The 18,431-nt window shown below is 37.2% G+C and carries 17 protein-coding genes; 15 read left to right on the plus strand and 2 right to left on the minus strand.

Annotation, left to right across the window (positions count from 1 at the left end; all coding sequences use genetic code 11):
* Positions 1–6: 6 nt before the first annotated feature.
* Entirely contained in the window at positions 7–1,164 is a 1,158-nt protein-coding gene (locus KO172_RS04635; RefSeq protein WP_215492354.1) for an ArgE/DapE family deacylase, read from the plus strand.
* 51 nt (positions 1,165–1,215) lie between these two features.
* Here the strand turns inward: KO172_RS04635 and KO172_RS04640 are convergent, their stop codons facing one another.
* A complete protein-coding gene (locus KO172_RS04640; RefSeq protein ID WP_215492355.1) occupies positions 1,216–2,544 on the minus strand; it encodes a DUF2254 domain-containing protein in 1,329 nt (442 codons plus the stop codon).
* Between the two features lie 119 nt (positions 2,545–2,663).
* Between KO172_RS04640 and KO172_RS04645 the strand changes: the two genes are divergently transcribed.
* The 6 genes from KO172_RS04645 (at position 2,664) to KO172_RS04670 (ending at position 9,470) form a co-directional block, all read left to right on the plus strand.
* A complete protein-coding gene (locus tag KO172_RS04645; RefSeq protein WP_215492356.1) occupies positions 2,664–4,049 on the plus strand; it encodes a DUF438 domain-containing protein in 1,386 nt (461 codons plus the stop codon).
* 123 nt (positions 4,050–4,172) lie between these two features.
* Entirely contained in the window at positions 4,173–4,676 is a 504-nt protein-coding gene (locus KO172_RS04650; RefSeq protein WP_215492357.1) for a prolyl-tRNA synthetase associated domain-containing protein, read from the plus strand.
* On the plus strand, positions 4,666–5,304 hold the full coding sequence (locus tag KO172_RS04655) for a hypothetical protein (protein ID WP_215492358.1): 639 nt from the start codon (positions 4,666–4,668) through the stop codon (positions 5,302–5,304). The genes KO172_RS04650 and KO172_RS04655 overlap by 11 nt, the downstream gene beginning before the upstream one ends.
* Entirely contained in the window at positions 5,301–7,496 is a 2,196-nt protein-coding gene (locus KO172_RS04660; protein ID WP_215492359.1) for a DUF3160 domain-containing protein, read from the plus strand. The genes KO172_RS04655 and KO172_RS04660 overlap by 4 nt, the downstream gene beginning before the upstream one ends.
* Positions 7,497–7,513: 17 nt before the next feature.
* On the plus strand, positions 7,514–7,963 hold the full coding sequence (locus KO172_RS04665) for a PPC domain-containing DNA-binding protein (RefSeq protein ID WP_215492360.1): 450 nt from the start codon (positions 7,514–7,516) through the stop codon (positions 7,961–7,963).
* Between the two features lie 166 nt (positions 7,964–8,129).
* Complete coding sequence (locus KO172_RS04670) at positions 8,130–9,470, plus strand: MATE family efflux transporter (protein ID WP_215492361.1); 1,341 nt, start codon at positions 8,130–8,132, stop codon at positions 9,468–9,470.
* A 71-nt stretch (positions 9,471–9,541) separates the two neighbouring features.
* Here the strand turns inward: KO172_RS04670 and rbr are convergent, their stop codons facing one another.
* Complete coding sequence (gene rbr, locus KO172_RS04675; RefSeq protein WP_215492362.1) at positions 9,542–10,123, minus strand: rubrerythrin; 582 nt, start codon at positions 10,121–10,123, stop codon at positions 9,542–9,544.
* A gap of 197 nt (positions 10,124–10,320) precedes the next feature.
* On the opposite strand from rbr, the gene KO172_RS04680 reads away from it, so the two are divergent.
* The 8 genes from KO172_RS04680 to KO172_RS04715 all read left to right on the plus strand — a co-directional run bounded on the left by KO172_RS04680 (position 10,321) and on the right by KO172_RS04715 (position 18,424).
* Positions 10,321–11,214 (plus strand): YitT family protein, encoded by an 894-nt coding sequence (locus KO172_RS04680; protein ID WP_215492363.1) that lies wholly within the window; start codon positions 10,321–10,323, stop codon positions 11,212–11,214.
* Between the two features lie 169 nt (positions 11,215–11,383).
* Positions 11,384–11,908 (plus strand): hypothetical protein, encoded by a 525-nt coding sequence (locus KO172_RS04685; protein ID WP_215492364.1) that lies wholly within the window; start codon positions 11,384–11,386, stop codon positions 11,906–11,908.
* Position 11,909: 1 nt separating this feature from the next.
* Positions 11,910–12,470: a DUF5317 family protein gene (locus KO172_RS04690; protein ID WP_215492365.1), complete on the plus strand. Its 561-nt coding sequence runs from the start codon at positions 11,910–11,912 to the stop codon at positions 12,468–12,470.
* Between the two features lies 1 nt (position 12,471).
* Entirely contained in the window at positions 12,472–13,656 is a 1,185-nt protein-coding gene (locus tag KO172_RS04695) for a CapA family protein (protein ID WP_215492366.1), read from the plus strand.
* An 11-nt stretch (positions 13,657–13,667) separates the two neighbouring features.
* Positions 13,668–14,735, plus strand: a complete 1,068-nt coding sequence (locus KO172_RS04700; protein WP_215492367.1) for a uroporphyrinogen decarboxylase family protein — start codon at positions 13,668–13,670, stop codon at positions 14,733–14,735.
* A 162-nt stretch (positions 14,736–14,897) separates the two neighbouring features.
* A complete protein-coding gene (locus KO172_RS04705; protein ID WP_215492368.1) occupies positions 14,898–15,719 on the plus strand; it encodes a hypothetical protein in 822 nt (273 codons plus the stop codon).
* Complete coding sequence (locus tag KO172_RS04710) at positions 15,712–16,713, plus strand: uroporphyrinogen decarboxylase family protein (protein ID WP_215492369.1); 1,002 nt, start codon at positions 15,712–15,714, stop codon at positions 16,711–16,713. Before KO172_RS04705 ends, KO172_RS04710 begins: the two co-directional genes overlap by 8 nt.
* Positions 16,706–18,424 carry an ASKHA domain-containing protein gene (locus tag KO172_RS04715; protein ID WP_215492370.1) on the plus strand — a complete coding sequence of 573 codons (1,719 nt, stop codon included), beginning with the start codon at positions 16,706–16,708 and terminating at the stop codon, positions 18,422–18,424. Before KO172_RS04710 ends, KO172_RS04715 begins: the two co-directional genes overlap by 8 nt.
* Positions 18,425–18,431: the final 7 nt, after the last annotated feature.

Raw genomic sequence — 18,431 nt, forward strand, 5'->3', positions numbered from 1 at the left:
GACGATATGGATAAATATATTGAAATACTTAAAAGACTTATAGAGTTTAAATCAGTTAACGACGGCGAAAAAGAAGTAGCTGAGTACATCGAAGGCCTATTCAAAGCTTATGACAATGTTACTACAGAGATTATCGACTCATATCCAGGTAGATCAAACATCATAGTCAAGCTTAAAGGCAAGGCACCTGGCAAAGTCTTTGCGGTATCAGGCCACTTAGACGTAGTTGCGGCTGCTGATGGATGGACGCATCCGCCATTTACCCCTGAAATTATCGATGGCAATATGTATGGCAGAGGTACTTGCGATATGAAGGCAGGAGTTGCTGCAGGCCTTTATATGTTACTTGACTTCATAGAAGAAAAAACAGAGTTCAATGGAGAAATTTGGTTCATAGGTACAGTTGGTGAAGAGGTTGGTATGCAAGGCGCACTTGATTTAGTAGAAGGCGGCTACCTTGATGATGTAGACGCAATCATTATACCAGAGCCAACAAAGAGAGACGGCGAGAACCAAGCAATATTTGCATCAAAAGGATCCATAATGTACGCAGTGAACGCAGAAGGTAAGACTGCTCACTCATCAATGCCAGAATTAGGCATCAACGCCATCATGACACTTGCTGAGTTCATACTCAAAGTTCAAAAACAATTTGACGAAGTAACAGTGACTAAAAAATATCAAAATGCCAATCTTGGCTCAACTATAAATGTATTTTCTATGATAGAAGGCGGACTTCAATTCAACTCCGTGCCAGATAAGGCTACTGTGAAGGGTAACATACGTACAGTGCCAGAGTTTAGCTGCGATGACTCTATAGACTTATTAGAGAAAGCCATAGAAGAGAACAACAAAGACGAGAGCAAGGCAAAGCTATCACTTGATCTAGTTCAAGTTCTAGATGCAGCAGAGTCGAAGAAAGACAGCAAACTTATTGAAGCACTTAAAGCGTCAGCACCAAATAAGAACGTTTGTGTTAAGCCACTTATCGGTACATGCGAGCTATCTCGCTACATCCACATCAAAGACGACATAGACCCTGTGGTTTATGGACCAGGTCTTACAAAGATGGCACACAAAGTAGATGAATACATCGAACTAGACGAGTACATCGACACTATAGAGATATTTAAGAAAACAGCATTAAAATATTTAAACGAATAAAATTTGTATAAAGTAAGGCTACTCATCTGAGTAGCCTTTTTCATGTGTATATTATTTTTCTTCTTTTTCTTCTTTCTCTTCTTCTTTTTCTTCTTTCTCTATCTCTTTTTCTTCTTTCGAGCCTGTCATTATCTCTTGATATATTTCCATGAAGAGACTTAGGTCGGCCTCTCTCTTAAAATTATCTACAACGGACTGGTATAGGTCCTCGGCTAGTGACATAACGACTTCTTTATTCTTATCGCTCGCAGCGAGCTTTATGACTAGTAGTCCTTGGAAGATGGCTCTTACTACGCTTGCGTCACTTTCGCCATAAGTAATGAGTGGATGTGTAAACTCAACAAGCACGTCTTTGAAGCTCTTGCTTGTGTAATAAATTCTTGCCTTGCCATCAGTTTTGATGTAGTGATGGTTCGAGTCGACATTAGCAAGATGCGAAAGTAGTATTGAGAGCTTTCTTATACAATGTATCGCTGTGTTGGGATCGTTGATACCAGGTGATAAAGCACGAGCAGCGATTTCGACTATCTTTCTTAAGCCAACTTTATAATCTTCATCAGAAATTCTTGTTTCGGTGAAAAGAAATTGTTTTTGAATTTTTTCAATTGTCTCATCGTCAAGTGAGTCTTTGCTCAAGTAGCCAAGTGTTTGCTTTTGAGTAATGAAGTCGCCCTTAGAAACTTCTATGGTGAAGACTATGTCCTCATCTTCGATTATCTTTTTAATCTTATCTATGTCTATGATTTCAAGATAGCCAGACTCTAAAGCGGCGATTCTCTTTTCTTTCTTAGTCCACTCTGCTTTCTCTAGTAATTCAAAGTCGCGCTCTTCAAGCTCTTTTGCTATCATCTTGTCAGTTTTATCTGCTATGTCTTCAAGAAGCTTAGAATAATTTACTCCAGATAAAACATTTTGCACGAAGATAACGAAGTATATTGCGCCCCATATTGCATATATCACGCCAATGGTACCAGCGATAACAAGTCTTTGGTCCTCTCCAGACTTCATAAAGTTAAGGCTCACTAAGCAGTAAACGAAGCCACCTATGAATATACCTAAGACCTTCATAGTTATCTTCTTGTCTAGGAAATTTTCAACGCTTCTAGGTGTGAAGGAGTTGTGATACAGAGTGAAAACTGTAAGTATGGTCGAGAATGTAAAGGTAGTGATTGTTAATAGGGCTGATACTAGTGATGAAAGCACTGTCATTGCTAGTTCAACACTTGATAGCATGATGCGCGGCACGTACTTAGTTAGACCCGAGTAGCTGCTGTCTATGTAGGTTACTATCGCAAGTAGTATTACAGAGTAGAAAATGTATTCAAGGCAGTATATCCACCTTCTGTTGTTGTAGAAAAATAATTTAATTTTGTTTTTCATATCCTCACCATCCTTTTATATATTATAGCACATAATGTGTTAATAAAGAAAGCCACTGTGGGTATATATAGTTAGCAATAGCTAAGGAAATAATTTGCTATTAGTGAAAGAGGTGTATTATGGAAAAGATTATTGATTTGGATATGACTGTTGCTGATTTAGTAAGTAAGTATCCAGATATTAAAGATGTACTAATCGAAATTGGCTTTAAGGAGTTACAAAACAAGCTTATGCTTAACAGCGTTGGTAAGTTTATGACATTAAAGAGGGGCTCTGTTGTTAAAAATATTAGCATGGATATTATTAAGAAGAAGCTTATCGAACACGGCTATACGATTAAAGAGAGTGAAATAAGTAATGATGACAAGGCAAGGCTTGACAAGCTTAAGACATTTATCGAAAGACTAAGTCAAGGTGAGGACATCGAGACTGTGAGAGCTGACTTTGCTAAGGAGTTTTCTGATGTCGATAGTAAAGAGATAATGAAGGCGGAAGAAGAGATTATCGCCTCTGGTGTGCCTATAAAGGAAGTGCAAAAACTTTGCGACGTTCACAGTGCACTCTTCCATGGTGCAACTGAGACAGAGAAGGGCAAGAAGCTTAAGGCGATAGACGAGCTAGGTCATCCTATATATAACTTGCATATGGAGAACAATGTCATTTCTGAGCTTATTGATGAGGCGCTTGCATTATTAGATAAAAAGGATTATAGTGCAGTTGACATTGAGAAACTTAGAAAGATACGCGTGCATTACACAAAGAAGGGCGATCTTATATATCCACTATTAAAGGTTAAGTACAATATACCCGGTCCTTCGGATGTAATGTGGTCTGTCGATGACGAAATTAGAGATGCATTTAAAAAACTTGATACAAGTAATAGAGACGAGGCATGGGCAGATGCACTTAGAAAGAATCTTCAAAGAGCGAAAGAGATGATATACAAGGAAGAAAACATATTGTTCCCAACTATTGAGGACAAGTTTACTGATGAGGAGTGGCACAATATATATGAAGACTTCAAAGCATATAGCGGTGGTCTTAGAGATGATGATGAGTGGAAGAGAGATACTTCTAATACTAATGAGGCAAAGTCTTCTTATCAAAGCTCTATGATAGAACTTAAGGGTGGACACTTTAAACTTGATGAGCTTGAAGCGCTATTAAATACAATGCCTTATGAGATTACCTTTGTTGATGCAAACGATATAAACGCTTTCTTTAATTATAATGGCAGAGAAAAATTATTCAAAAGACCAATGACAGCTATCGGACGCGATGTATATAGCTGCCATCCACCAAAGATTGAAGCCATGGTTAGAGAGATAATAGCTATGTTTAAGAGCGGAGCAAAGGATCAACTTGGCATATGGATGAATAAGGAAGGTCATGATTGCTACGTCTTATACATGGCGGTAAGGGACGAGACCGGTAAGTACCTTGGAACTATGGAGTTAGTTCAAGAGATGGACTTTGCAAAAGAACACTTTAAAGATAATAAATAAAAATTATTTTGATTAAAGGACTTGAGGCAATTGCTTTAAGTCCTTTTTTACACATAATGTTTCTTTGATAATTGATTTTTGCACCTGATTGTGGTAAAATGTATACATAATGGAGGGGATGAAATGAGAAACAAATATGAAGATGCTATCAAACTTCTTGAAGACAATGGTATCAGATATGAATCAGTTAAGCATCCACCTGCATTTACTACTGAGGAGGCTGACAAGTATATCGAGGGTAAGATTGGCTGTAGAACTAAGACTATGTTTATGACTGATCAAAAGAAGAGACGCTTTTACATGCTTGTTATGGATGACAAGGACAGACTCGATATGAAAGAGTTCGCTGAAATTGCAAACGAAAAGAGAGTGAAGATGGCGTCCGAGGAGACTCTATACGAAAAGCTTGGCAATGAAGCTGGATGTGTATCGCCCTTTGGTCTTCTTAATGACACAGAAAAAGAAGTTCAGTTCTACTTTGACAATGCTATATTAAAAGAAGAGATAATGACCTTCCACCCAAACATCAATACAGAAACATTATTTTTTAAAACTGAAGATTTATTTAAGATGCTTGAGACTATGGGCTACGAGGTTCATTTCGTTGACTTAAATAATGAAGAATAAAATTTTTGCACTGGCGATTGTTTTATTGCTGGCGTTTCTAGCTTTTTCACGAGTAGAGACTACTGAAAAATGCATAGTTATAGACGAGGAACTTGGCGAAATAGAGATGAGCTTGTCCAAGCCAATATTTGCGAGGTTTTATAATAAAGTTACTTTTACAAAAGATAATTTATCTAAAACAAAAACTTTTGATGGTAAGTACAAGCTCAATATATACAAGGTCGACTTAGGTAGGGTTAATGATGAGAACAAGTTTGACATCGCTTTTGGTGTTTACTCGATAGCTCCTTGGCACAGAACGCCATCGAAGCGAGTCTTCTTGTATAAGGTAGTGGGACTTGAGTTGAAGCCAAAGTTTCGCTGCTCGAGGCTAATCAATCCAATGTATGATTTTATCTTGTATGATATCGATGGTGACGCATTTGATGAAATCGTATCTATTGAAAAATACAAAGGCGTTTACTCAATCGGCATATATAAGCAGTACGATATGCTCATAGAGCGAATCGCGACTAAAAAAATAAATTTTCGCCCAACAAAATTAATAAAGAGCGATAAATTATATATAGAGGGTATAAATATAAAAAAGGAAATACAATTTTCAAAGGAGGGTATTGATTTAAAATGAAAAAAAGATTATTAGCAATAATTTTAGTTTTGGTAATGAGCTTAAGTGCATGCGCTTTTCCATTTAACAAAACAGACAAAGATGAGGACAAAGAGAATAGTAAAGAGAATAGTAAAAATGAAAATATTGAAGCAGGTGAAGCAGACTTAAATGCTTTGCTTGGCTACGATGCGGAAAAATTATTTAACACAGAGGAAGTAAAAGACTTTGAAGACATTGACATCGAAGCAAATGTTAAGCCATATGATATCCCAAAGGATTCTAAAAATATTGGCGGTTTTGTTCAAGATGAATACACTCAAAAATATAATGCTAAAATGATGAAAAATCTTGAAGACAACGGATTTTTTATAGATTACGCAAAAATACAACAGCCATTTAGCATTTATGAAACTAATCAATACATGGGTAATAACAATTTTATCACTACCGACTCCATTGTTCACCTATATCACATCATCTATCTTGGCATGATGGAGGATATGGAGCAAAACTCATTGAAGCAAAAGTTAATTGATTTATCTAAAAATTGTTTGGACAATGCTTTAAGTGATTACAAAGAAGCAAAGGGCGAAGAAAAAGAAATACTTATGAAAAACGCAGCATTATTCCTATGCGCAGTTGATTTGCTTGAAGCAAATTACGATGGAGAAGTGCCAAGCGAAGTAAGGGAAATAGCTGATAAAGAGCTTGAAAATATTAAAACAGAAGGAACTGCTGTATCAAACATAACAGGTAAAGAAATTGATTACTCACAATTTAAGGTTCGTGGCAATTACAGTAAAAATGAAAACTTGAAAAAATATTTTAAAGTTAACATGCTTTATTCACAAGAGTTAATTCATTTAGAAAATCCTGATAAATCAATAAATCTAGAAGCAGTTAAGCAAGCTATGCTTATCTCAAGACATATGCTTAAGGACGAAGCTAGTTTTAAATTATGGAAAGACATATATAAACCAATTAGCTTTTTAGTTGAAAACACTGAAGATACTACCCCTATCGACATATACAAGAGCATAAGTAAAGTTACTAAAGATAATTCGGTAGAGGCAATACTTGAGAAAAATGTTGTAAATGCTGTTGCTGATGATATCGCTAATAAAGAAGATCCAAAGATTAAACCTGACTCAGGAAAAGTTTTTGCTTTCTTGCCACAAAGAGCGGTTGTTGACAATACTTGGTTACAAAACTTAGTTGATACTGATCCTCACAGCAAAAGACCGGTTGTTTCAGGTGTAGACCTTATGGCACTTCTTGGCAATAGTCTTGCTGAGAGACTTACTCTAACAAACGAAGACAATTTGAAGTGGGACAAGTTTAAAGAAAAATACGACGAAACAAAGGCGATAGTTGACGCAAGAACAGATAAAGAAGAAAAAGCAAATATTTACAGAACATGGCTTTGGGTTTTAAAAGCTTTTAATAACGAATATGGCGAAGGCTATCCAGATTTTATGAGAAGCGAAAAGTGGCAGTATAAAGATTTAAATACAGCGCTTGCATCTTGGGCTCAATTAAAACACGATACAATTTTATATGCAAAACAATTTGGCGCTGAGTGTGGCGGCGACGAACCGATGGACATGAGGCACTATGTTGAGCCAAATGTTAATCTATATAGAAGAGTTAAGTATTTAGTGGGCTTAACTATGGATGCGGATGAAAAATATTCTTTATTAAATGATGAGCAAAAAGCAAGATTAAAAGATTTTGCTGATATGCTTGAATTTTTAATCAAGGTTAGTATAGAAGAGCTAAAGGACGAAACTACTAGCGATGAAGATAATGAAAGACTTAAATTAATCGGCGGAGAGATGGAAAATATCTTTATAGCGTTTAACAAAGATGAAAGCGGTGGAGAATTTGAAATTCCTCCAGTTGATAGAGACACAGCCAATGTTGCTGACTTACAAAAAATTGGACCGAATGTGGTTGACAAACCAGAAGGTTCATTCTTAGAAGTGGGTTCTGGAAGATTCTCGACTATATATGTAGTTTATAGACTTAATGGCAAGTATTATCTAGGCAGCGGCTCTGTAATGAATTACTATGAGTTCTATTCTGAAAAGAGACTTGATAACAACGAGTTTAAAGAAATGCTTCCAATTTACAATGAAGGCGAAAAAGATAAGATAGAGCCATTCTTTAAGAAAGAATTATTTACAAACAAAGTAGAAAGTTTATATTAATATAAAGGGAGAAATTTATGAAATACATCAAAGACGGCACATCATATATAGTAAGGATCGACAGAGGTGAAGAAGTGCTTGATAAGCTTAATGAGTTTGTCAAGGAGACTGATATAAAGGCAGCAAGCATAACAGGTATAGGCGCTTGTTCAGAAGTAGAGCTAGGTGTTTATAGCGTAAAAAAGAGAAAGTATAGCAAATACAAATACGAAGGTGAATTTGAAATTCTTTCTTTAAATGGCAATATCACTAGAGATGGCGATGAGCCATATATACACCTTCACATCATGATTTCAGACGGCATGGTGCTAGCAGGCGGCTTAACTTTCGGCATGGGCATCACTGTTGGCGGTCACCTTAATAAGTGCATAATAAGCGGCACATGTGAGCTACGCATAGATGAGTGCGAAAACGCTTATCAAAGAAAAATTGATGATGAGACAGGAATTAAGATCTTAGACATCTAGTTAATAAAATTTATAAGAGCAAGTCCATATACATGGGCTTGTTTTTTTCTTGATAAATGTTTCGCTTTTCTAAATAAAAAGTGGCTACTCCTTGTATGAGTTTTAAATATGTGTTATAATAATTTAAGTTGTTTTTTATAGATATATGAGATATGGAAGTGATTAATTGATAGATAATGAATTTTTGAAAAGAGTTTTTAAAGTAGCGTGGCCATCGGTACTTGAGAGTGTCTTCATAGCACTAGCAGGCATAATTGACACCTACATGGTATCGAGCTTAGGTACATATGCAATATCAGCAGTAGGCTTAACAACGCAGCCAAAGTTTATAGGCCTTGCGATATTCTTCTCGATAAGTATAGCTGTCTCGGCGCTCGTTGCGAGGAGAAAGGGCGAAGAGGATAGACGCTCGGCGAACGAAGTCTTAGTTACAGCCTTTGTCGTTGCACTTATTTTTTGCCTAGCAATAACAACGGTAATGGTATCACTCTCAGACCCAATACTAAAGCTTGCAGGTAGTAAGACAGATACACATAACTACGCGATAGAGTACTTTAACATCATCATGGGCTTTAGCGTGTTTAATGTTATAAGCATAGTTATCAATGCGGCACAAAGAGGTAGCGGCAACACGAAGATTGCCTTCACAACAAATTTAGTCTCAAGCATTGTTAATATTACTTTTAACTATATACTTATCAATGGTAAGCTTGGTTTTCCAGCTATGGGTGTAAGAGGTGCAGCGATAGCGACCATCTTAGGCACTTTCGTTGCAAGCATAATGAGTATTAGATCCTTATTCAAGAAGGACTCATATGTAAGCTTGCCATTTATAATAATTAATAAAATAAAACCAGCCTTCGATGCTTTTATCAAGATAATGAAGCTCGGACTAAATATGTTTGCAGAGAACCTTGCGATGAGAGTGGGCTTCCTGTCAACAGCACTTATGGCAGCGTCACTTGGTACAGATCAGTTTGCGGCACATAACGTAGGCATGAACGTACTAAGTATAGGCTTTGCCTTTGCAGATGGTATGCAGGTTGCTGCAGTTGCATTATCGGGCGAGGCACTTGGCGCGAAGAAGTATGACGACGCGGTTATATATGGCAAGACTTGTCAAAAGGTCGGCTTCGTTATATCACTTGCTCTGTCAGCAATATTGTTATTATTCGGTAAATACATCTTCGGCGCCTTCTTCCAAGACGAAACAGTTATTAACTACGGCATCATGATAGGACGCTTCATAACAGTCATCGTTATATGTCAGATATCACAGATCATATATGGAGGCTGCTTAAGAGCGGCGGGCGATGTTAAGTATACACTCATCGCTTCAATCATAAGCGTAAGTATTATTCGTAGTGTGATGACATATGTGCTTGTAAACATATTCCACTTAGGACTAATGGGTATATGGCTTGGTGTATTATCAGATCAATTCTCAAGATTAGTCTTTATGAGCACAAGGTTTAGGCAAGGTAAGTGGGTTGAAAAGAAGATATAAAATTTAACACGGAGATAAAAAATGATGTAGATCAATTGACCTACATCATTATTTTTTTTCTAAAGTAAATTTTAGTAATTCTCAACGAAGATTTCGAAGTGTGCTTGTGGGTGATCACATGCAGGGCACTTTTTAGGTGCTTCCTTACCTTCATATAGGTAACCACAGTTTAAGCACTTCCATATGTAAACGTCGCCTCTTTTAAATACCTTACCAGCTTCGATGTTCTCGATAAGCTTTTTGTATCTGTTGTAGTGAGCTTTTTCAACTTCACCTATGTGTGTAAAGACAGCGGCTATCTCATTAAAGCCTTCTTCTTTAGCAATTTTGGCAAACTCTGGATATACAGTTGTCCACTCTTCATTTTCGCCTTCTGCAGCAGCCTTTAAGTTAGCTAGTGTGTCTTGTAGTGCTACTGGATAAGTACCACATGCCTCGATCATCTCTCCATCAAGCTCATCCTTTAAGAACTTGTAGAACCTCTTAGCATGTTGCTCTTCGTTTTGTGATGTTTCTAAGAAGATGTTTTGTATTTGCACATAACCATCTTTCTTTGCTTGCGATGCATAGTAGCCATATCTTATTGAAGCTTGTGATTCGTTTACGAATGACTTCATAAGATTTTCGCAAGTCTTAGTACCTTTTAATTTCATAAAATTACCCCCTTTTTTTATGATGTGTACATTATATATCAAATAAATTTTTTTGTAAAGGAACTCAGTCATATATATCTTGCAAATATTATTGCAAATATCAATCAAAATGCTTGAAGACGCACTCATATTGTGGTATAATTGATGTCACGTTCAAAAGAATATTATTAAATTTATTTATAGAAAAGGGGTAAACTATGAACATAATTAATGAAGAAAAAAATTTAAAGAGGGATAAGATACAGCACAAGTACACAGTGAAAGAGGTAGTGCTTATCATCATCGGTATACTACTTGTTGCGTCGGCGATACATTTCTTTCTAGTGCCGTCTAACCTAACATCAGGAGGCGCATCAGGGATAGCGATCGTACTTAGTCACTACATACCACTTGGCATTGGACCACTGTTTATCTTAGTCAACATAGTCTTATTCATCATGGGCTTCATCTTCATAGGCAAGGACTTCGGTACTAAAACAATCGTAGTTACACTTGTACTTTCAGGCCTTGTGTGGCTCTTTGAAATAATATTTCCAAATCCAAAGCCGCTTTCAGATGACCTATTTCTAGTAATCACACTTGGTATGATCATACAAGGCATCGGTGTGGGCATGGTACTTAATCAGTATACATCGACAGGTGGTACAGACATAGTTGCTAAGATATTGCAAAAGTTCTTGGGACTCGACCTAGGCATAGGCTGCCTAATGGCAGACCTAGTCGTATCATTCTTCGCAGGATCCGCCTTTGGCATGAACATATTTTTATACTCAGTTATGGGCGTTATAATCAATGGAGCTGTTGTTAGCATCACCATCAGTGGCCTCAACACAAGTAAGCTTTGTTACATTAACACTAAAGAGGTAGAGCTTGTGTCTAAGTTTATTATAGAAGACCTTGATAGATCCGCAAACCTTATACCATACAAGGGCGCCTATACAAAGAATGATAACGTACTTATACAAACAGCAGTTTCAACACGCGAGTATATAAGACTTAAGGAGTTCGTAAACGATGCAGACCCAACAGCCTTCGTTGTAACGAGCAGCGCAAACGAGATACTCGGAGAGAAGTGGAGAAGGTTTATCTAAGTTAATATTTTATATAGACTGAGCTAGTGTTGGCTCAGTTTTTTTGTGATATAATTTTTGTGTTATAATATAGATAGACATAGTTTATATTAAGAGCTTTTTGTATTGATTATTCTTTAATGGCATGACTCTTAATATATGTTATAATATAATGAGTGAGGAGATTGATATGCAAACGAAAGGATGTATTGAGAAGTATAAAATTGAATTTGAAGAAGAGATAAGGTCGCTGTTTTGGTCGGGCGATGGAAGGCTTAAGAAGAAGATATATGGCAAGGTCAAAGAGGATGCACTGCGTGAAATTGTAAGTGATGTCTTTGTATACGATGACGACTTAGTGAAGTCACTAAACCTAAGTGCATCTAAGATAAGTGTCTTCTTAGAGACTAAGTACAAGGCTGTTGACTTTAGAAGCTTCATCGCACCACTATCGAGGGTCTTGCTACCTGTTGGGGTGTCACTTGCGACATTTTTCCTAACAACGAAGTCTTTGAAGTACTTCGACGTGGAAAAGATATTTGGCGTTACACTAAAGACTTTCTTTGCCTTTGCAATGAGTGCTATGGCTGTTGCTATGATTTTTAGTGTCTACTACACCAAGGCAAATGAGAAGAAGCTCTACGCTATATACATAAGAGATAGGCTTAACTTTGAAATCGAAAGACTACTCATAAAAGACAAGAAAGAGGTGTAAGATGGCACTATTCATAATTATATTCGCCGTATTAGTATCATTAATCAATGGCGGCAAGATAAATAATTTATTCAGAGTAAATTTAAGATATCTGTTCTTTTTATTGATAACAGTCATTATAAACATAGCAGTACTTGTATATGTTACGAGGTTTAACTTCATTTACAGACGCGAGCTTATAATGATATATCCATATCTTAATATATTTACATTTTTTGTATTGATATTTTTTTCTATTGCAAACAACAAGTACTTTGCCTTCAACATCATTGCCTTAGGTCTTGCTTTAAATTTAATTGCAATGATAAACTACTTAGGGCTTATGCCAGTAGTGAAGGACGCTTTAGTATATCTTGGCTCTGCTAATGAATTAGCTGTGTTAGAAAAGTCGATGTCGATGACGCACACGCTTGCTGTGAGTGGTAAGGCATTTAATGTTTTAGCGGACACAATACCTGTGTTCAAGTTTACAGGGCTTAGAACTGTACTAAGCATAGGCGATGTATTTTTGTCTTTAGGCTTATTTATGCTTGTAGAAGATGTGATGAAGAGGAGGCCCTAGTATGTTTTTTAGACAATGCACCATCTTTCTTATCTGCCTTATAAACATAGTCTTAGGACCTATAACATGTAATCACGCAGCAAAGCTGGCAAACGATGGAGCTAGCTTAACTTATGTTCATGATGTAAAAGAGATACCCATCATTGAAATCAAGAAAAAGGAGCCTTCTATCGATAGCGAGGTCAAGATATTTGCAGCGGGTGACTATATGCTGCACGGTCCTCAGCTAAGAGGCGCAAAGCAAAGTGATGGCACTTACAATTTTGATGAATATTTTAAATACTTGCCGCACTTTAAGGACGCAGACCTTGCTATGCTTAACTACGAGTCGACTGTCTCTGTTGATGGCAGGTACACAACTTATCCTATGTTTTCATCTCCTATAGAGAGTATTGAGTCGATCAAGAAACAGGGCTTTGATATCATATCAACATCGAACAATCACGCTTTTGATAAAGGTTTTGCAGGTGTTAACAAGACCATAGACACGATTAAGAGCTATGGTATGGAGAGTGTTGGCACATACAAGGATGCAAACAATATGCCGCTTATTAAAGAAGTGAGTGGCATCAAGCTTGGTATCAGCGCGTATACTTTCTCCATCAATGGATTTGAGAAGAAGGTTCAAGGCACGGACAAGGCTTATGCGATAAACTTCATCGACATGGATAAGATTAAGAAAGATGTAGAGTTTATGAATGAGAATGATGTCGACTTCAAGGTGATATATGTACACTGGGGCAACGAGTATCAATTAAAGCCGAGCGCATGGCAAGAAAAAATCGCAAAAGAGCTTAACGAACTCGGTATAGATGTAGTCTTAGGTTCGCACCCACATGTAATACAAAAGTCTGAAGTCATTGAAGCAAATGGCAAGAAGACATACGTCTGCTACTCTATGGGTAACTTCATATCTAATCAGAGACGTGAGGCCATGGGTCAGAGATATAGCGAGAACGAACTTATGATGGAAGTCATTTTGAAGAAGGATGCTAAGGGTACAAGCGTTGCAAAGTTTGAAGCGCATCCACTATGGGTTGATAAGTACGTAACTCAAGGCAGAGCGCACTATAACATAATCCCAGTTAAAGAGGCTCTTGATGGCAAGATCAAGGTCGAAAGATTTAATCAAATCAAGCCAAAGTTAGTAGAAAGTCTAAATGATTTCAATAATATATATAAATAGGAGATGGTTTAATGTATTTTGATGATGAAATGACACCAAAAGAAAGGATGATTGCCTTTTCAAAGGGCGAAGCAATTGACAGAATACCTGTAGTGCCAGATATGGGGGTTACTATGGCATGGTATATAGGTAAGAAGACAAATGATTATTACACATCATCAGATGTAATAACTGAAACTGAGATCGCTTTATTCAATCGCTTCCACCACGACAACATCTGTGTCTCTACAACACTAAGAGGTATGGCTGAAGCCATGGGCTCAGTTATGAACTACCCTGATGACAACATTTCAAACTTAAGAGAGCCAGTTGTCAAAACAGAAGAGGACATCGATAAGCTTGAGCTTGTTGATCCGTGGAAGGATGGTCACCTACACGTACTACTTGAAGCACTTGAAAAGCTTAGAGACGCTCTTGGCGATGTAGCAGACATAGGCGCATCGATGACTGCACCATTCACAGTAGCTGCCTCGGTACTTGGCACTGAGAACATGCTTAGATGGATAGTTAAGAAGAAGGATGCTTTCCATAGACTTATGGACATCATTACAAAGAACAACGCTGAGTATATCAAGGCACTTGGTAAGATTGGTTTCGGAACAGGTTTTTGCGACCCTGTATCATCGACATCTATGATTAGACCTGCACAATATAGAGAGTTCTCACTACCATACTTCAAGAGAAATGTTGAAGACGTAAAGAAGTATTGTGGAGGCGCACCAACTATACACATATGCGGCAAGAGTAAAGACATATGGGAAGATGTTGTTAGTGCCGGTGTAGGTAACTTCTCTATCGACAACTGTGAGGACCTTGAGGAAGCTAAGAGGATAATGGGTGACAAGGTTGTTATCACAGGTAACGTGCCACCAGTTGACGCGATCTACTTAGGTAACGATGACATCATCAAGGAAGAAGTGAAGAAGTGTGTTGCTAAGGCTTGGGACTCACCAAAGGGTTACATCTTATGTACTGGATGTCAAATACCAAAGAACAGCCCTATAGAGAACATCGACTCCTTTATGAAGTGGGGTAGGTATTACGGCAAGTTGCCAATGGATACATCTAAATTTATATAATATTTTTTTATAGACTTTGGACATTAGAAATAATTTACTGAATTAATGTGCGTGTAGCAATGCTATATGCACATTTTTATTGTATAAATTTCATGAATACCTCTTAAATACATATGTTTGCGCAATTCACAAAGCTGTTATATAATATTTGCTGGTGAGGGCGTGAAGAAGATAGGAGATATTAGAGTGTACTCTTGTACTGCAACTAACGAGAAAGAGTATACTGATTTGAATTTGAATATTAAAGAAGAAGACTTGTTCAGTGATGCTAAGATGTATAGAGAAGTAGCTCAAAGAATGAGCCTTGGTTTTGCTGCAATTTTTTATCCTATTGCAGGCACTCTTGAAGGTGAACTTGCCGGCATGATGCTTGACAAGGATGCTAATCTTAGAAGATTTGTTGAACTTAATGATTTAGATGAACTATACAAGTTAAAAGATTTTAATTTTAATTTGGAGCACTTTACTTGTATGCAAAAAGCTATGGCAAGTGAAGAGGCTCCTATTTGTTTTAAGCTTAATGGTCTTTTGTCCTTCTTATCACAAGTGATAGATATATCGAAGCTGCTATTAGCTTTTAGAAAGAAGCTTGATAAAGAAAAAATTTATGCATACTATAGACGAAACGTTTTAGACTTACTAGCACATCTTGATGAAGAGAAGGTAAAGATCATATGCCTTGCTGACCCGCTACTTAGTGTTGAGACATTAGGACCTAAGATTGTTAAAGAGCTAGTGAATGATTTCTACTTTCCACTTATTAATGACATATTGCAGTATACAAACTTTAAGATACATATATGTCCTAAGCTCGGCTTTGCATTGTCAGACCTAGGACTATTTAATGAAATCAAAGTAGAGACTGATAAGATGACTTATCAAGAAGCGCTGTTAAGTTCATCTTACAGACTCTTTAGCAATAGATGCTTTAAGATTTTAGCTAATGTTAGAACGATTACAGTATTAGGGGGGAATTATGAATAAAAAGGAAAGACTATTAAAGATACTTCACGGTGAAAAGGCTGATAGGCCAGCTGTCATCTGCCCAGGCGGCATGATGAATCCATGTGTAACTGAGCTTATAGAAAAGCACGGCATTGATTTTGCAAAAGCAAACTCAGACGCAGAAGAGATGGCAAAGCTATCGAAGCTAGTTGTTGAAGAAAATCTGTTTGAGAACTACGCAGTACCATTCTGTATGAGTGTTGAGTCAGAGATGCTAGGATCAAAATGCGTTTACGGTAATAACTGCGAAGAAGCACACATAGTTGAGTATGCAATGGACAAGCTTGATCTAGATAAGCTTAAGCATGTCAAGGTTGATTTTAATAGAGAAGACGCCCTGATAGGAGCGATTAAAATTTTAAAGAATGATACCATACCAGTCATTGGTAATATAACAGGACCGTTCTCAGTTGCAACAAGTCTTGTTGATGCAAAGGAAATCTACGTTGGACTAAAGAAGAACAAAAAAGTTTTTGAAGAATTCATGACTTATATATCAGATAAGATTGCTGAGCTTGCGATTAAAGAGGTCGATGCAGGAGCCGACCTTATAGCTATCGCAGACCCAAGCGGCACAGCAGAGATACTTGGACCAAAGTACTTTAAAGAGTATCTAATACACTATGTCAACTACATCATAGACAAGATCAAAGCACATAAAGAGGTGCCTATTATAGTTCATATCTGTGGCAATATGAGGAGCGTTATCGATATAGTTGATGAGATTCACGCAGAGGCATTCTCCTTTGATGCCATGGTTAATCTAAAGAATGCAAAAAAATATATACACAAGCCTGTCATGGGTAACGTGTCGACATATTTAATAGAAAATAACAGAGCTGATCAAGTTTACAAGGTCGCTCAAAATAGAGTCAAAGACGGTGTTGACATCATAGCTCCAGCCTGTGGGCTTGGCATGGGATCGCCTCTTGACAATGTAAAAGCTATATTAAAAGGAGTAGAAGATGCCTAAAATTCACATACTTAGTGATGACAATATAATCGAAGCAAAAGAGGAAAGCGTTCTTTTAGATGTACTAAGAGAGAACGGTTACTTTATAGAAGCACCGTGCAATGGTATGGGTACTTGCAAGAAATGCAAAGTTAGGATTATAGATGGCACACATGAAGATGTAGTTCTTTCGTGCCAGTACAAGCTTAAGAGTGACATAAGCCTTGATTTCTTTGATGAGGCTAAGGCAGAGAACCTACTTACTTCAGATATAGATACTTTTGATGCAACTGAGTCGGTTCTTACTATGAAGACTCACAGCTTTGAAGACAGTAGAGACGCCGATACTTCATGGGAAGATGAGTATGAGAAGGTCTTCGGTCACATCTCATACAATGTATTAAAGAATACAAACTTTACTAAGGGTGTAAAGCATGCGATATATCTAAACGATGATGTGATAGCAATCCGCGATGAAGGTAATGACAAGATATATGCAGCTGCTGTTGATATAGGCACAACAAGTGTTGCAATATCAGTTCTTGATATAAGTAGTGCTAAAGTTGTAGAGAGAGCATCCTTTGTCAATCCACAAATTAGTTTCGGACTTGATGTCTTGTCAAGAATGAGCGCAGCTATCGACCTAAAAGACAACTTATATAAGATGCAAGAACAGATTACTAAGGCAATCGAGGAGAATATAATAAAAATATTTAATAAGCACAGCTTGGATATAGATAGTTTATACGAAGTAGTCTTCTCAGCCAACTCCGTTATGATGCATATACTTATGGGCGTCGACCCGACGAGTCTTGGCGAAGCGCCATACAAGATAGTTAGCTACTTTAATTTTGAGATAGATGCAAAGGACATTGGTATGAAATTTGGAAGATATACAAAGGCGTTCACTATACCATCGATCTCGTCATACGTCGGTGCGGATATACTAAGTGGCGTTAATCATATAGACATAGAGAGCATAGACAAGAACGTCATGTTTATGGATATAGGCACTAATACTGAGCTAGTTTTAAAGTACAAAGACCACTACTATGCAAGTAGCTGTGCAGCAGGTCCAGCACTTGAAGGTATGAACATCGAGTTTGGTTCGAGAGCTGAGCTAGGCGCTATCGAAAATGTTTTCTTTGACCTTGATAGTGGAAGTAAAAACATAGTCGTGATAGGTAAGCAAAGAGCAAAATCGATATGCGGTTCTGGTGTTTTAGCTGTTATACGCGAGGCGCTTAAGGTGGGTCTAATTGATTACAGGGGAAGGCTTGTAAAGCTAGAAGACCTTGATGAAAATGATAAGCGAAGGACTTTCTTAAAGGATCTTGATGGCAAGAGCGTTATCGACTTAGGAGATGTCTACATCACTAAGAAGGACATACGTAACATTCAGCTATCAAAGAGTGCAATACTATCTGGGATAGTATTATTGTTCAAGAAGCTTGGCATGAGAGCTGAAGAAGTTGATGACTTATTCATTGCAGGTCAGTTTGGTTATCACTTATCAAAGGATATGCTTTTAAACACTTACTTTATACCAAAGATAGATGAAGAAAAGATTTCGTATCTTAAGAACACTTCACTTGATGGCGCGATCAGTGTAGTTTTATCAAAGAAGAAGAGAAAAAATCTTTTGAGTTTAAGCAAGAAGATAAAGTTTTTGGAGTTAAGTTATGATGACAACTATCAAAAAGCTTTTATCGACTGTTCATATTTTAAATAGGAGGAAG

It is taken from the genome of Fenollaria sporofastidiosus (assembly GCF_943169635.2).
Lineage (GTDB): Bacteria > Bacillota > Clostridia > Tissierellales > Peptoniphilaceae > Fenollaria > Fenollaria sporofastidiosus.